This is a genomic window from Rhizobium aethiopicum, from assembly GCF_014197535.1.
GTDB lineage: Bacteria > Pseudomonadota > Alphaproteobacteria > Rhizobiales > Rhizobiaceae > Rhizobium > Rhizobium aethiopicum_A.
The window spans coordinates 33,406-47,018 of record NZ_JACIFV010000019.1; the positions used below are offsets into that span (position 1 = coordinate 33,406).

A 13,613-nucleotide genomic window follows, 5' to 3' on the forward strand; every position below is an offset into this window, starting at 1 on the left:
TTATTGACGATTTATCGATAAAATGTCAACGTTGAGCTGTTAATCGTGGAGGGATGGAATGGCAGATGAGCGCGGGCAGCCGGAAATCGGGCCGATCGTCTCCTCGGCGCATCTCGCCGATGGCGCGCTTCCTGTTCTTTCGGAACTGGAATTTGGGCTCATCCTCGCCGGCAATGCCTTCGACCGCTGGATGGTGCGCTGCATGACGGCTGCGGGCGAGCCCGGTTGCGCGGCGATCGACGTGCTGGTGCTGCATTCGGTGGCGCACCGGCAGCGGCCGAAGCGGCTCGGCGATCTCTGCAGCGTACTCGGCGTTGAAGACACGCATCTGGTGATTTATGCGCTCAAGAAGCTCGAAAAGCGCGGCCTCGTGAAAAGCGCGCGGGCGGGCAAGGAAAAATTGATCACCGCCACCGACAAGGGTTTTGAAACCTGCCTGAAATACCGGGCGGTGCGGGAGGCGCTGCTGGTGGAATCGATGAAGGGGCTCGGGCTCGACGCTGGCGCGACATCGGCGGTGGCAGCAACGCTGAGGGCGCTTTCGGGGCATTATGATCAAGCAGCAAGGGCCGCCGCCTCTTTGTGACGACAGCCCTTGTCGGGGGCAGGGAGAGATCCCCCGGTGTTCAGGCGGCTTTTTTCAGCCGAAGCAGGGCATGGCCGGCAGATTGGCGCGGCTCGCAAGCGCTCCGATCATCTTGCCCACCGGCGTCAGGCGCGGTTGACGTTTGTCGGCGGCCGTCTCCAGGAGTTGCTTGAAGTCTTCAAGCTTCACGCCGTCGGCGCGCAATACCATGGCGATCAGGGGGTCGCGAAGGGCTTCGGATATCGTCAGGTCGTCTCTGGTCTTTCTCATGGCTTGTCCTCCTTTCGTGGGCGGTCGCCCGTGTTCCACATCCGCCGCCAACCCTCTGCGTTGACTTTCGCGGTCTGTGGTGTTACCGGTAAGTAACAATGCTGTTGTTACCGATCGGTCACATTGATGTCAAGGACTTCGTCCGCAAAAAAATCAGAAACTTCGAATGAAATCTCCGCAACCGTTTCAGAAGATCGCATCCCGCCGCGGGAGCGCATCGTCTCGACGGCGGTGGAGCTTTTCCGTGAGCGCGGCATCCGCGGCATCGGGGTCGATGCCATCGCCGACGCCGCCCTGACCAACAAGATGACGCTCTACCGCCATTTCGGCTCGAAGGACGAACTCGTCTGCGAGACGCTGCGGCGCGCTTCCGAAAAGGCCGATGCCATCTGGCGCGATCTGGAGGCCGCTCATCCCGGCGATCCCCGCGCCCAGCTCGACGCCTGGGTGGAGATGCGGGCGCAGTGTCTGAACGGCGAGCCGGCCGGCTGCGATCTCGCCAACGCCGCCATCGAGCTCAAGGGGGAGGGCCATCCCGCCCACGAAATGATCGAACGGCACAAGGCCGAACAGCGCGATCGCCTGGCCGCGCTCTGTTCGGCAGCCGGTGCGCACGAACCTCAACTTCTTGCCGATACGCTGACGCTGCTGCTCGAAGGCGCGCGCGTCAGTCGCCAGGCGATGGGCGCCGCCGGCTGTTGCGGCCATTTCGCCAAGGCCTGCAGAGCAGCGATCGCTTCCTTCACGTAATAGGCCGGAACCTTACCGCCTCCACATCGTTTTTCCATCACCGGACGATGTGGAGACCGGGAGATGAATCACGCCTATCTTAAGCGGCTATATGCCAGACGCGCCGAACTCGAAGCCAAGCTCGAGCTTCACGAGGCCCGCTATTGTTTTGGCGAGGAAGAGGTCGATGACGGCACCGACAGCGACCTGCGTCAGCGATTGAGTGAGGTCTCCGAGGAGATCTCCGCGCTGGAGAACAGGTCGGCCAGAGCCTTTTCGGGGTAGGTCACCGTCGCTACAGGTGCTGCCGGATCGTGGGCAAAGCCAGAGTCAGGAGCGTGGCGAAAACCATGATGACGCCATAAGGTATCTTCCGGCTCGCCCGAATTTCCTCGATACGCATGAAAAAGGCGAGATGCGCGACGGGCAGCGGCACCGGCAGCCGCAGGACCAGAAGCGTCACGATGCCGAGGACCAGCAGCAGCACCGCAAACGACATCATTCCGTGCCAGCCGATAAAAAGGCCGATCGGCAGGAAAAGCTTGGCGTCTCCTGCGCCAAACAGCCGGAACGCCCAGAGCGCCACCCCAAGCATGAACATCAGCAGACCGGCCCCAAGGTCGCCACCAATTCCGCTCGAAGCAAATAATGCAGCGCCGACGTCCTCGGAGCCAAGCATCACGGCCACCGCGCGCAGCGCATAAAGTGTCACGAGCGCAAGCACGAGCGTGTTGGGAATCTTCCATGTGCGGAAATCTGTCCAAGCGGCGCAGAGAAAAAGTAATACTGAAAGAGAATTAATAACAACGACCAGTTCCAGCATGGGCTTCAACCTTTTAGGGCTATCATAATCTACTCTGTATGCTCAGTTTCACTCTATATCGGGGACTTTGCCAGGGTTTTACGACCAGTCACGCGATTTTTCGTCTTAACCATAAAGTATAGATGTCGAATGTTCTCGTATAAAACATTTGACTAAATTAGACTTAACAGATTATTAATATTCCCAGTCGAAGGGGCGGTCTCGACGACACGGCAGCCGGGGGTAATTTCGGCGCACAACTTACCTGGGAGGTAATTCTCGATGAAAGCATTTGTAAATAGCGTACGCGCTTTCGCGCGGGAAGAAGATGGCGTCGCACTGACAGAATACCTTATTCTGCTTGCCTTGCTGGTTGGCGGCGTGATCACGGCGGTGACATTGGCCGGCACCAATCTGGCTGCCGTTTGGACGGCATGGGCAGGGTGGTTCACGGCCGAGCTGGCTGTCCCGGCCTGATATTGGCGTTCGAAGAAGAGAGGGGTTTTTGTTAACCCCTCTCTTCTAAATTAGAAACAATGAATGGATGCACTCCGTCCAGTGTAGCGAGTAACCGCGATGCGTTCTTCAACGATTTTAAGCCTCGTTATTGCATTTGTACTCGCCGCCGCCGCAGTTTTCGGGATGCGCGAGTATCTGTCCGATCAGAAGGCCCGCCTGCTGGCGATGAACGGCATGAAGGCCGAAGAAAGGACACTTGTTGTCGCCGCCACGCCGATGCGCTTCGGCGACCGGATCCGATCCGAAAACCTCAGGGCCATTCCGTGGCCCTCCAATGAAACACCCGCAGGCTCATTCGTCAGCATCGAATTGGTTGTCGGCAACGATGCCCAGCCGCGCTATGCCATGGCGGCGATCGACCCTGGCGAGCCGGTGCTATCCTCGAAAATCACTGGTACCGGCGAACGCGCCACGCTGTCGGCGGCGCTCGACCAGGGCATGAAGGCGGTCTCCATCCGCGTCAACGACGTGCTCGGCGTCGCCGGCTTCGTCAGGCCTTCCGATCGCGTCGATGTGCTTCTGACGCGAGTCGTGCGCGGACCGGCCGGCAACGATCAGACCTTCGTCGACGTGCTGCTGCAAGGCGTCAAGGTGCTTGCGGTGGACCAGACGGCAGACGAACGCAAGGACGAGCCATCCGTCGTCAAGACCGTGACCTTTGAGGTCACGACCGATGAGGCGCAGCGCCTTACCCTTGGCTCCAGTATCGGCACGCTCTCGCTGGCGCTTCGCAATGTTGCCTCTTCCTCTGTCGAGCAGACCCGGCCGATCACCGTCGCCGACCTCGGCGGCGGGCCAATGGCAACAGAACTGGGCAAGGATTTGGAAAAGCAGTTGCCAGAACCTCCAAAACAAGTGCAGATTGTGGAACAAAAGGTTGAGCCGGTGTTGCCGGTTGAGCCGAAGTGGGTGACAGTGGGAGTCTGGAACACGACGAAGCGCGAGGAGCACCGAGTCGGCCTGGTCCAGTGATGTTTATGCGGAATGCCGCAGGTGCGGCGAGCCGAATGAGGGGGCTAAAGCAGGCATGGCGAACGGCAAGAGAAGAATCGCGAGGACAAAAGGCCTTGCGGCACTAGCAGCAGTGTTTTCGGCCTGTGTGTGTTTAGGGCCTGGCTTTGCCGGCTGCGCCAACGCACAGGAAAAGTCCGTCACCTTAGGCGAATCAGTCCAGCATGTGACGTTGCCTCCGAACGAGACACTGACGCTCAACACCGGCCAACCCTTCGGCGATCTCGTCATCGGCAGCGCCGATATGATCGACGTGGTGCCGCTTTCAGACAAGTCGCTGTTCATCCGCGGCAAAAAGACCGGCGCCACCAATATCTCGGTCTATGGCGACGACAAGTCGCTTCTCGGTGTCATCGACATCCGCGTTGCCAGCGATTTCAGCGAAGTCGCCTCCGCCATTCGCTCTGCCGCGCCCTCGGCTCGGGTCAGGGTCATCAACTCCAACGATCGCATTCGCCTGACGGGCTTCGTCCGCGACGGCATCGAACTGCAGCGGGTGATGGAAATCGCCCAGTCCTATTCCGACCAACCGGTGCTGAACCAATTGCGCGTCAGTGACAGCCAGCAGGTGATGCTGGAGGTCCGTGTCATCGAAGCCTCGCGCCAGACGGGTCGTGACCTCGGGATCGGTTGGTCCGGGCAGGGCAGCAACAACCGCATCGGCAAGGCCACGACCAGCCAGGGGATCGCCGTGGATGATAACGGCAATCTGGCCCGTACCCTCCTTGACCCCAAGGGTGCGGCAACGGGGGCGCTGCCCTTCGGCCAGTTGATCGCCAAGGTGCTGGAAATTTCGGGCGGCCACATCGACGTTGTGATCAACGCCCTCGAGCAGAAGGGATTGGTGCGCCGCCTGGCTCAGCCGAACCTCATCGCCATGAGCGGCTCGACCGCCAGCTTCCATGCCGGCGGTGAAGTGCCGATCCTGAAGACGACGAACAACGGCACGACTGTGGCCACCGAGACGGATTATCGCCCCTTCGGTGTGCGGCTGACCTTCAAGCCAGTGGTTCTTGATGATGGCCTCATCAATCTGGAGATCGAGCCTGAGGTTTCCGAGATTGATCCCTCGATCAACGTCAATGGCAATCCGGGATTCATTTCGCGCGCGGCCAGCACCACGGTCGCGCTTCGCGACGGCCAGAGCTTTGCCTTGGCGGGCCTGCTGCAGTCGATCAATGCCAGAGACATCCAGCAATTGCCGGGACTCGGGCAGATACCAGTCCTCGGCGCACTGTTCCGTTCGACGAGTTTCCAGAAGAAGGAATCCGACCTCGTCATCGTCGTCACGCCACACATCGTGCGACCGGCCCGCCCGGGCGAGGACCTCTACAGTCCGCTCGACCAGACGCGTTCGTCCAACGACGTCGAGCTCTTCGCTCTCGGTGTCCTGGAAGTCGACAAGGACATGCTCCGACGCTTTCGCAATGGCGTAGGTGTGACCGGGCCTTACGGTCATCGTCTCGACCTGAACCAGGGAGTCCAAGCCGTTGCTACAAAACGCTAAACGCGTCCTTCTCGTCCTTGCAGCCGCCGGCGTCGCTCCCGGCTGCGCCGACTACATGAACCACCGCGACTCGATCACCTTCGGGGTCGGGAACGCCGTAGAAGCAAACAAGGCCATCCATATTCAGGACCCGTTCCCGCCGGAAGCCCAGCGAACTCAAATCGCAAGCGACGGCAAGGTGATCCGCAGGGTGGTCACTCAATATCAGAACGGCGGGTTAGGCGTTGTTCAGCCGTCGCCGGCCATGGGGGCCAATGGAGCCTCCAACGGGGCGACCGCCAGCCAGTAGCTGGCGAAAGGCATGAACGGCGGCAGTGCGCCGAAGGGGAAAATGCACGAAACGGGGTCATCACGGCGATAGCGCCGTGATGGGGGGACGCCAATGCTCAGCAGGGTTGTCAGACGGTTCTGGAACGATCATCGCGGCTATGTCATCGCCTTGACGCTCATCGCCATGCCAATGCTTCTCGGCTTTTCGCTGCTAATCATCGATGTCGGCCGCAGCAGCAATCTGCATACCGATCTCCAGAACGCGGTCGATGCGATGGCGCTGGCCGGGGCCCGCGAACTCGATGGCCGCGATGATGCCATTACGAGGGCGCAGACGGCGATCGAGAAAATCGCCAATAGCGCGGCTTTTTCCGGCGGCGGAACCGGCATGTCGCTGGGCTCGCATATCAGCGTGACCTATGACGCCGGCAATGATGCCGGGAGCACGGTCACCGTGCTTTTTCTGAAGAGCATCCCGGCCAACGACGATACCCCTATTCCGTCTTCGATGGAAACGACCGTGGCCAGCGAAGCGTCCTATGCCTGGGTCATCGCCAAGCCGCAGGCGATGCAGACGATCTTTCCGATCCCGGTCGGCTTCACCCGCGACACGATCAACATCGCCGCCGACGCCGTGGCGGTATACCACGCCAGCGCCTGCGACGTGACGCCGATCTTTATCTGCAATCCGTTCGAGCCGGTGGGGAACACGAGCGAAAGTGCCAGCGAAACTGCAGCTACGGCCCTGCACACCAACTTTGCGGCCGGCAATCTCTACGGACGACAGATCGAGCTTCACAGCACCGCGGCATCCAATCCCGGTCCCGGCAATTTCGGCTTCCTGCGGACCCCCTTGGGCAATGGTGCGTCCGTGCTGGCGGAGGCTCTTGCCACCGGCAATCCCGGCACCTGCTACACACAGGACAACCTCGATACGGAGACCGGCGCGAAGGCGGGGCCCGTCGAGGACGGGGTGAATACGCGCTTCGGCTTTTACTCCTCATCATTCAACAAGGCGAACGGAGATTATCGTTACCGACCTGCCCAGAACGTGCGCTCCGCGCAATCAATCAGCGGCAAGGGCAAGAAGGGCTGCGATACCTATGATCCAGTCATGGTCGGAGCCGTTGTCGGCGATGCGACCAAGGCTTTGCCGCTCGGCTACGGAGCGGGCATGACTTCGCTTGCCGGCGGCAAGATCAGCAGCGGCAACAATTGGAATTACACGACCTATTGGAATGTCGCGCAGGGCACGGCCGCGCCCTCGGTGAGCACGGTCCTCGGCAACTACTCCAGTTATCCCCCTCAGGCGACTGGAACACCAGCCCAACCCTCCGCTTACGACGTCTATCGCTACGAGCTTGCAAATGCCGCTCTCATCAACCATGCCTCGGCGAATGGTGAGACCGGAACACCGGCAACGGGCGGCCAGTGCTATACCGGCCCGGACCTTTCGAACTATACGGCGGCCGAATATGGTGATCGCCGCGAGATCTTCTCTGCCATTGTCAATTGTGGCTATGAGGCCTCGGTCGGCCATCTCAACGGTCACAAGGCCACGCGCGCCGTCGCCTTTGCGCGCATGTTCCTGACCAAGCCGGCAATAAAGGATTCCGGCGAACGATACCTTTCCCTGGAGATGATCGACATTTCCGGCAAGGGTGGTCGCGGTACGCTGGACGAATTCCTGCGGGAAGAATCGGAGCTGGTCAGATGATGGCGCTCCGCAATTTTATCCTGCATCGGCTTTGCCTCGGCTTCTGGCGGCGGGAGGAGGGCGCAGTGCTTGCCGAGGCGTTGCTCGCGATCCCCTTTGTGACGCTCTTTGCCGCGGGGATACTGGAGTTTGGCAGCATCTTCTGGCAGCGCATGCAGATCGACGCAGGCTTGCGCGATGCGGGGCGTTACCTTTCGCGATGCCGACCGCCGTCGGGAACCTATGTGCCGACATGTAATCAGGTGACTGCGAAAACGATTGCTTTTTACGGAACGCAGACACCCGCGGCAGACGCGGAACCCCGTGTCCCCGACTGGAAGGACCCTTCCGACATCACCATCACGGCACCCGACGCGGACGGGAACATCACCCTTTCCACTGCTCATCTCTATAAGAGCTCGCCGGTGTTCGGCTTTCTCGGGATTGATGCCATCACGATCAATTCCTCCCATGAAGAGAGATACATCGGATGGTGACCTCCAGGAGAATCAAGGCATTCTGGCATGATAGCAGCGGTGTCAGCCTTGTGGAAGCATTGCTGACCTTTCCGATCGTCTTGCTGGTATTCGCCACCTTCATCGAGTTCGGCTATGCCATGTCGCAGTGGAACCAGACTGTAAAGGCGCTGCAATATGGTGCCCGTCTGGCGGCGGTATCCGATCCGCTGACGACGAATTTCAATGCCGTTTTCCCGACCGACGCTGCCGATCCCCTCAACAACGGCAAAGCCACGCCGAACGATGCGACGATATCCTCGACCTGCGCGTATCCTGATAACTGCACGCCGGCATTGAACCGGATCGTCCTGGGAAGCGATGGCGTTTGCGAAGTAGGAACCGATCCTCACCCCGGTATTTGCGACCTCGATTGGCGCATCAAGCGGGAGAATCTGATGGTCACCTATCAGCGATCGGGGCTCGGCTATTGGGGCCGCCCGGACGGGCCCGTGCTGACGATGCGGCTGGAGGTGCATGACGTCACCTTCGATCTGCCGATCCTCGGCGGGCTGTTGGGGCTGAACGAGGTCACCATCCCGGCCCATCCGGTGACGATCACGACGGAAGACCTGAAGACCTGCTCAACCTGCTGACTCCTTGTTACGCGTAGGAAAGCGAAAATGACAGCTCACATGAACATTGCCGCATCCACCAAGATCCTGGTTCTCTCCGACGACGCGGCCGCAGCGAGCTTCATGCTCGATACGTTCGGGTCGCTTTCGCGTTACGATGTCCGCCATCTCTCGCTGAAGGCGCTCGGGGAAAAGGGCCGGCTCGATCCGACGCAGTTCGACCTGATCGTTCTCGACGTCGACAACGGGGAATTGCTGCAGCAGCCGGAGCTCTTCACGTTTCGCACCCGCTATCGCGACATTCCCCTCGTTGTCGTTTCCGAAGACCTGCCGGACGACATGCTGCGGCTGCTCTTCCGCCTGAACGGCAATGACTGGCTGAAGAAGCCGCTTGAGCGCCGCGCTTTGATCGACATGATTTCGACCCATGCGCCAGGCACCGGGGCCAGCGACAGCCGGGTGCATGCTGTGGTCTCAGCCGTCGGTGGCGCGGGCGCCAGCATGATCTCTTCGTCGCTCGCGCATGTGCTGGCCCAGCCGACCAAGAATTCCACGCCACGGATCGACTTGTTCGACACGGATTTTTGCTCGGGATCGCTCGGCTATTATCTCAATCTTGTCAACGACTACGACCTGAAACCGGTCATCGCCAATCCTTCCCGGGTCGATCTCGAATTCATCGATCTCGTCCGAAAGCGGCATCCGGGCGGCTTTTCACTGCTTTCCTTCAAACAGCCGTCAGTCCTTCTGGCGCCGAAGGGCGGTGAACTCGTGCTGCGTATGCTCGACGTGGCCGCCTTTGAGAGCGACCACACGATCGTCGACATCCCCTATTATGACACGCCTTGGAAATACGAGGTGCTCACTTCGGTCAACAGCATCTACATCGTCACCGAAATGACGGTCCCCGCGCTTTCTCAAGCGAAGGATTTGTTTTCCAACCTGGTACGGCTGCGAGGCAGTTCGGATCAGATATTCATCATTATCAACAAATACCGCGCCAAGCTTTTCGGCCTCGGCCTGCGCCGACAACAAACCGAGAAGATATTCAAGGAGATCCCGACGCATGTCATTGCGGATGACTGGGATACTTTGAGCGAGGCGGTCAACCGCGGCGTGCTGCCATTCCAAGTGAATTCCCGCGCGCGCTTCTGCCGCGAGGTCGGTAAACTTGGAGCATTGGTGCGATGAAGGTGATTGACAGCGGGCGCATAAGGTCCTGCGTCGGCCTTGTGGTTCTGGCCGTTCTGGCCGTCGCCGGGGATGCAGCGGCCGCTGGGCTTGTGCCACGAAGCCTTGGGCCGACGACAAGCACTGTGGTGACGGTCGAAAAAAGCTTCGCGGCCGGAACGATCGTCATCATCAGCGCGAACCGAACGCTGGATCTCGTCATCTCCGAAGGACGTGCGATCCGTTACAAGATCGGCGTCGGACGAGACGGATTTCGCTGGAGCGGCACCGTCAAGGTTGGACGCAAGGCAGAGTGGCCCGACTGGCGCCCGCCTGCCGAGATGAAGGCGCGTGCGGCCGGACTCCCGGACTTGGTACCTGCCGGGCCGCTCAATCCGTTGGGCGCTCGCGGGATCTATCTCTTCAAGGGCGGGACTGACACGCTCTACCGCATTCATGGAACGAACGAGCAGTCGACGGTGGGCGATTTCGCCTCATCGGGCTGTTTTCGCATGAGCAATGCCGACGTCATCGATCTCTATGAGAGGGTGAAAGTCGGTTCCACGGTCATTGTAAAATAGTTCAGGGGTGGGAAGCATGGCGAACGGCATCATGGGGCGTTTCTATAAGCATCAACAGGAGCCTGAAAGCCGGGAACATCCGGAGGCGGCCGAGCCGTCTCTCGTTGCAGTTCAGAACATGCCTGCCCAACCGGCTCCTGATAGCGCCGCGGCGGGTGTCGAAGACACTTCGCTCGGGCCGGACCTGGTTTCCGAGCGGGTCAATCTGCACCGCTACCTGCTCGATCGCATTAACCTCGGGATTCTCGACACGCTCGACAACGAGGAGATCGCCACCGAGATCCGGCCGTTGGTCAAGGATTATATCCGGAACAACAACTTTCCGCTGAATGCCAAGGAAATCAATGATCTGATCCGCGATATCACCGACGAGATGCTGGGGCTCGGACCGATCGAGCCGCTACTGGCCGACGACACCATCGCAGATATTCTCATCAACGGCTACAACAGCGTCTATGTCGAGCGGAGCGGCAAGCTCGAGAGCACCGCGGTGCGGTTCAAGGACGAGGACCATCTCCTTCGGGTGATCAACAAGATCGTCTCGGCGGTTGGCCGCCGCGTCGACGAGTCGACGCCGATGGTTGACGCCCGCCTCAAGGATGGCTCGCGTGTCAACGTCGCCATCAGGCCGATCTCGGTCGATGGACCGCTCGTTTCCATTCGTAAATTCACCCGCAAACCGCTGACAATGGAGCGCCTGGTGCAATATGGCGCCATGGCCGATGCGATGCGCATCCTTCTCAGCGCCGCGGTCAAGGGCAAGGTGTCCATGGTCATTTCAGGCGGCACCGGTTCCGGCAAGACCACCTTGCTGAACGCGCTCTCGTCCCAGATTTCTCCAAAGGAGCGCCTGATCACCATCGAGGATGCGGCCGAACTGCAACTGCAGCAGCCCCATGTCGGGCGTTTGGAAACGCGACCGCCGACGCTCGACGGACGCAACGAGATCCGCCAACGCGAACTTCTGAAAAACGCGCTGCGCATGCGTCCTGACCGCATCATCGTCGGCGAAGTCCGCGGCGACGAGGCGTTCGACATGCTGCAGGCGATGAATACCGGTCATGAGGGATCGATGACGACCATTCACGCCAACACGCCCCGCGATGCCGTCGGTCGGCTTGAGCAGATGGTCGGCATGGCCGGGATGCCGATGTCGCAGTTGAGCATTCGCTCGCAGATCTCCTCCGCCATCACCGTCATCGTGCAGGTCCAGCGCCTGAGCGACGGCAGCCGCAAAGTTGTCTCGATTTCCGAGATCACCGGCATGGAGGGCGAAGTCGTACAGATGCAGGAGATTATGAAATTCAAGAAAATCAACACCGATGAAGGTGGGCGGATCCATGGAGAATTCCGCGCCACCGGCATCCGGCCGCGGTTCGTCGAGGAATTTGCCGAACTCGGGATCGAGATCCCTGTGGCGATTTTCGATCCCGGTAAACCGCTGCAAACGGGACCTGTTCAATGACGACCCTCACGCTGCTTTACGCCGCCGTTTTCACCGCGGCCCTTGTCGCTGTCGAAGCGATCATGCGCGGCTACTTCAAGACATCCGAACGCCACCGCGCAGTGAACCATCGGCTGAGCTTGCTCGAGGTCAGCGATGATCATCGTAAAACCTACGGCGACATGCTCAAGGAGCGCGGTGTCGCCGGCAGTTGGCGGCAAACCCCCATAATGCAGCGACTGCTGCGGTTCTATGCCCAGTCGGGAATCAAGTTCGATGCCAGGCGGTTTGCTCTCTTCGCGATCGCCGGCGCACTTGTGACGTGGCTGGTCGTCCAGTTCCTGGTGCCCAGCACTCTGTTTAGAATACCCGTCTTTCTCCTGATCTGCCTCCTCGTCCCCGCGCTCGTCGTTTGGCGCGCCCGCGCGCGCCGCATGAAGAAATTCGAACTGAAGCTTCCTGAAGCGCTCGATGTCGCCAATCGCAGCCTGGCCGCCGGCCACCCGCTGCCCGCGGCGATTGCTTTGGTGGCACGCGAGATGCCTGATCCGATCGGCACCGAGTTCGGCCTCCTCTCGGATGAACTCACCTATGGCGTGACGCTGGACGATGCCCTTGTCAACCTAGCCGACCGGGTCGGCGTCGAGGACCTGAATCTCCTTGCAATATCGTTGAGCGTACAGGCCGGAACCGGCGGCAATCTCGTGGAGATCTTGCAGAACCTTTCGAAAACGCTGCGAGACCGGTCGATGCTGAAGGCAAAGGTCAGGGCGATTTCGTCGGAAGGACGCATCACGGCGATCTTCATGTCGGTCTATCCGTTTTTGCTCTACGCCATGATCAAGGCGTTGTCCCCGACCTACTTCGATCCCGTCTGGGAGAGCGGCCACGGAACCGCCGTGGTGAGCGTGCTGCTTGCCGTCATGGCGATCGGCAATGTCATTCTCTACAAGATGGTCAACTTCGAGTACTGAGGCGGTCATGTCGAGTGAGTATGGAATCTACCTCATCGTCTTCTTTGCCGTGCTGATCTTTTCGGCGGCAGCCTCGGAACTGTTTTTTCGACAGCGCGAGGTCTCGGTTCGAATGTCGAAGAGCTCGGCGGCGGTGGGCGACGAGTTCCACCTCGGCGATACGACCATTGCCGATCTCGGCGAGGCGGAAAACCGCCTGATCCGTCGCTATTTCGAAATTACACGACGTGACACGAATGCGAACTCCACCCAGAACCGGCTGATCAGGGCTGGCTATTTCGCTGCAGGCGCCGTGACCACCTTCCAGGTGCTTCGCGCGGTGATCTGTATCAGCGCGCTGGTCGCGGCGGTCTGGGCCCTGAACCGGGTCGCGCCGAACATGTCGCAGATGGCGACGCTGATCATTGCCATGTTTGCTGCGGGTACGACCTTTATTCTGGTCAACATCTATATCGATCGGCGTGGCGCCGCCAAGGAGAGGGAGTACCGCCGACTCTTTCCCGATTTCATGGATATGCTGATCGTCTGCCTCGATGCGGGGATGAGCATCGAGGCTGCGGCGAACCGGGTTGCCCGTGAATTCGTCGACAAGCAGCAGGACTTCGGCCTGCATCTCTCGATCATGATGCTGGAAGTGCGGGGCGGCCGGCGATTGCGCGAGGCGCTCGCTAACCTTGCCACCCGCCTCAGGATTGACGAGGCCCGGGCCCTTTCCGTTCTGTTCCGCCAATCGGAGGAGCTCGGGACGAGCGTCACGCAGACGCTGCGGGTCTACAGCAAGGAAATGCGCGATCTGCGTATTGTGCGCGCGGAGGAAAAGGCAAACGCCCTGCCCGTCAAGATGCTGCTGCCGCTCGGCGCCTTCCTTTTTCCGGTGAGCCTCATCATCGTTCTCGTCCCCATCGTTATCCGCGTCGTCATGCTTCTCGTCCAGATGAAACCCGGCGGTTGAGCCAAGCGAGGT

At 60.1% G+C, this 13,613-nt stretch carries 17 protein-coding genes; 15 read left to right on the forward strand and 2 right to left on the reverse strand.

Annotated elements, in window-relative coordinates:
- Positions 1-58: 58 nt before the first annotated feature.
- Entirely contained in the window at positions 59-586 is a 528-nt protein-coding gene (locus GGD53_RS22325) for a winged helix DNA-binding protein (protein WP_184459040.1), read from the forward strand.
- Between the two features lie 54 nt (positions 587-640).
- Here the strand turns inward: GGD53_RS22325 and GGD53_RS22330 are convergent, their stop codons facing one another.
- Entirely contained in the window at positions 641-856 is a 216-nt protein-coding gene (locus GGD53_RS22330) for a hypothetical protein (RefSeq protein WP_184459041.1), read from the reverse strand.
- 126 nt (positions 857-982) lie between these two features.
- Here GGD53_RS22330 and GGD53_RS22335 point away from each other — a divergent pair, with 126 nt between their 5' ends.
- Positions 983-1,606, forward strand: coding sequence for a TetR/AcrR family transcriptional regulator (locus GGD53_RS22335; RefSeq protein WP_184459042.1), 624 nt, complete (start codon positions 983-985; stop codon positions 1,604-1,606).
- Between the two features lie 63 nt (positions 1,607-1,669).
- Positions 1,670-1,870: a hypothetical protein gene (locus GGD53_RS22340; RefSeq protein WP_184459043.1), complete on the forward strand. Its 201-nt coding sequence runs from the start codon at positions 1,670-1,672 to the stop codon at positions 1,868-1,870.
- A 10-nt stretch (positions 1,871-1,880) separates the two neighbouring features.
- Here the strand turns inward: GGD53_RS22340 and GGD53_RS22345 are convergent, their stop codons facing one another.
- Complete coding sequence (locus tag GGD53_RS22345) at positions 1,881-2,408, reverse strand: A24 family peptidase (protein WP_184459044.1); 528 nt, start codon at positions 2,406-2,408, stop codon at positions 1,881-1,883.
- Between the two features lie 261 nt (positions 2,409-2,669).
- Here GGD53_RS22345 and GGD53_RS22350 point away from each other — a divergent pair, with 261 nt between their 5' ends.
- From GGD53_RS22350 to GGD53_RS22405, 12 genes are all read left to right on the forward strand, one after another.
- Complete coding sequence (locus tag GGD53_RS22350; protein ID WP_113543776.1) at positions 2,670-2,864, forward strand: Flp family type IVb pilin; 195 nt, start codon at positions 2,670-2,672, stop codon at positions 2,862-2,864.
- Between the two features lie 99 nt (positions 2,865-2,963).
- Positions 2,964-3,878, forward strand: coding sequence for a Flp pilus assembly protein CpaB (gene cpaB, locus GGD53_RS22355; protein WP_184459045.1), 915 nt, complete (start codon positions 2,964-2,966; stop codon positions 3,876-3,878).
- Between the two features lie 55 nt (positions 3,879-3,933).
- Entirely contained in the window at positions 3,934-5,424 is a 1,491-nt protein-coding gene (locus GGD53_RS22360; RefSeq protein ID WP_184459046.1) for a type II and III secretion system protein family protein, read from the forward strand.
- A complete protein-coding gene (locus GGD53_RS22365; protein ID WP_184459047.1) occupies positions 5,408-5,713 on the forward strand; it encodes a hypothetical protein in 306 nt (101 codons plus the stop codon). Before GGD53_RS22360 ends, GGD53_RS22365 begins: the two co-directional genes overlap by 17 nt.
- Before the next feature lie 93 nt (positions 5,714-5,806).
- Positions 5,807-7,411, forward strand: a complete 1,605-nt coding sequence (locus GGD53_RS22370; protein WP_184459048.1) for a TadE/TadG family type IV pilus assembly protein — start codon at positions 5,807-5,809, stop codon at positions 7,409-7,411.
- Positions 7,408-7,887, forward strand: a complete 480-nt coding sequence (locus tag GGD53_RS22375; RefSeq protein WP_184459049.1) for a TadE/TadG family type IV pilus assembly protein — start codon at positions 7,408-7,410, stop codon at positions 7,885-7,887. Before GGD53_RS22370 ends, GGD53_RS22375 begins: the two co-directional genes overlap by 4 nt.
- Entirely contained in the window at positions 7,881-8,501 is a 621-nt protein-coding gene (locus GGD53_RS22380) for a TadE/TadG family type IV pilus assembly protein (protein ID WP_184459050.1), read from the forward strand. The genes GGD53_RS22375 and GGD53_RS22380 overlap by 7 nt, the downstream gene beginning before the upstream one ends.
- Before the next feature lie 27 nt (positions 8,502-8,528).
- Positions 8,529-9,671 (forward strand): pilus assembly protein, encoded by a 1,143-nt coding sequence (locus GGD53_RS22385; RefSeq protein ID WP_184459051.1) that lies wholly within the window; start codon positions 8,529-8,531, stop codon positions 9,669-9,671.
- The gene (locus GGD53_RS22390) at positions 9,668-10,231 is read left to right on the forward strand and encodes a L,D-transpeptidase (protein ID WP_184459052.1); all 564 of its coding nucleotides are present in this window, start codon (positions 9,668-9,670) and stop codon (positions 10,229-10,231) included. The genes GGD53_RS22385 and GGD53_RS22390 overlap by 4 nt, the downstream gene beginning before the upstream one ends.
- A gap of 16 nt (positions 10,232-10,247) precedes the next feature.
- The gene (locus GGD53_RS22395; RefSeq protein ID WP_184459053.1) at positions 10,248-11,696 is read left to right on the forward strand and encodes a CpaF family protein; all 1,449 of its coding nucleotides are present in this window, start codon (positions 10,248-10,250) and stop codon (positions 11,694-11,696) included.
- Positions 11,693-12,649: a type II secretion system F family protein gene (locus tag GGD53_RS22400; protein WP_184459054.1), complete on the forward strand. Its 957-nt coding sequence runs from the start codon at positions 11,693-11,695 to the stop codon at positions 12,647-12,649. Before GGD53_RS22395 ends, GGD53_RS22400 begins: the two co-directional genes overlap by 4 nt.
- Before the next feature lie 7 nt (positions 12,650-12,656).
- On the forward strand, positions 12,657-13,601 hold the full coding sequence (locus GGD53_RS22405) for a type II secretion system F family protein (protein ID WP_184459055.1): 945 nt from the start codon (positions 12,657-12,659) through the stop codon (positions 13,599-13,601).
- Positions 13,602-13,613 lie beyond the last annotated feature (12 nt).

Excerpts from the sequence above, each read along its gene's own strand:
- GGD53_RS22325 (WP_184459040.1), top strand. The coding sequence starts at position 59 with ATGGCAGATGAGCGCGGGCAGCCGGAAATCGGGCCGATCGTCTCCTCG.
- GGD53_RS22330 (WP_184459041.1), bottom strand. The coding sequence starts at position 856 with ATGAGAAAGACCAGAGACGACCTGACGATATCCGAAGCCCTTCGCGAC.
- GGD53_RS22335 (WP_184459042.1), top strand. The coding sequence starts at position 983 with ATGTCAAGGACTTCGTCCGCAAAAAAATCAGAAACTTCGAATGAAATC.
- GGD53_RS22340 (WP_184459043.1), top strand. The coding sequence starts at position 1,670 with ATGAATCACGCCTATCTTAAGCGGCTATATGCCAGACGCGCCGAACTC.
- GGD53_RS22345 (WP_184459044.1), bottom strand. The coding sequence starts at position 2,408 with ATGCTGGAACTGGTCGTTGTTATTAATTCTCTTTCAGTATTACTTTTT.
- GGD53_RS22350 (WP_113543776.1), top strand. The coding sequence starts at position 2,670 with ATGAAAGCATTTGTAAATAGCGTACGCGCTTTCGCGCGGGAAGAAGAT.
- cpaB (WP_184459045.1), top strand. The coding sequence starts at position 2,964 with ATGCGTTCTTCAACGATTTTAAGCCTCGTTATTGCATTTGTACTCGCC.
- GGD53_RS22360 (WP_184459046.1), top strand. The coding sequence starts at position 3,934 with ATGGCGAACGGCAAGAGAAGAATCGCGAGGACAAAAGGCCTTGCGGCA.
- GGD53_RS22370 (WP_184459048.1), top strand. The coding sequence starts at position 5,807 with ATGCTCAGCAGGGTTGTCAGACGGTTCTGGAACGATCATCGCGGCTAT.
- GGD53_RS22375 (WP_184459049.1), top strand. The coding sequence starts at position 7,408 with ATGATGGCGCTCCGCAATTTTATCCTGCATCGGCTTTGCCTCGGCTTC.
- GGD53_RS22380 (WP_184459050.1), top strand. The coding sequence starts at position 7,881 with ATGGTGACCTCCAGGAGAATCAAGGCATTCTGGCATGATAGCAGCGGT.
- GGD53_RS22385 (WP_184459051.1), top strand. The coding sequence starts at position 8,529 with ATGACAGCTCACATGAACATTGCCGCATCCACCAAGATCCTGGTTCTC.
- GGD53_RS22390 (WP_184459052.1), top strand. The coding sequence starts at position 9,668 with ATGAAGGTGATTGACAGCGGGCGCATAAGGTCCTGCGTCGGCCTTGTG.
- GGD53_RS22395 (WP_184459053.1), top strand. The coding sequence starts at position 10,248 with ATGGCGAACGGCATCATGGGGCGTTTCTATAAGCATCAACAGGAGCCT.
- GGD53_RS22400 (WP_184459054.1), top strand. The coding sequence starts at position 11,693 with ATGACGACCCTCACGCTGCTTTACGCCGCCGTTTTCACCGCGGCCCTT.
- GGD53_RS22405 (WP_184459055.1), top strand. The coding sequence starts at position 12,657 with ATGTCGAGTGAGTATGGAATCTACCTCATCGTCTTCTTTGCCGTGCTG.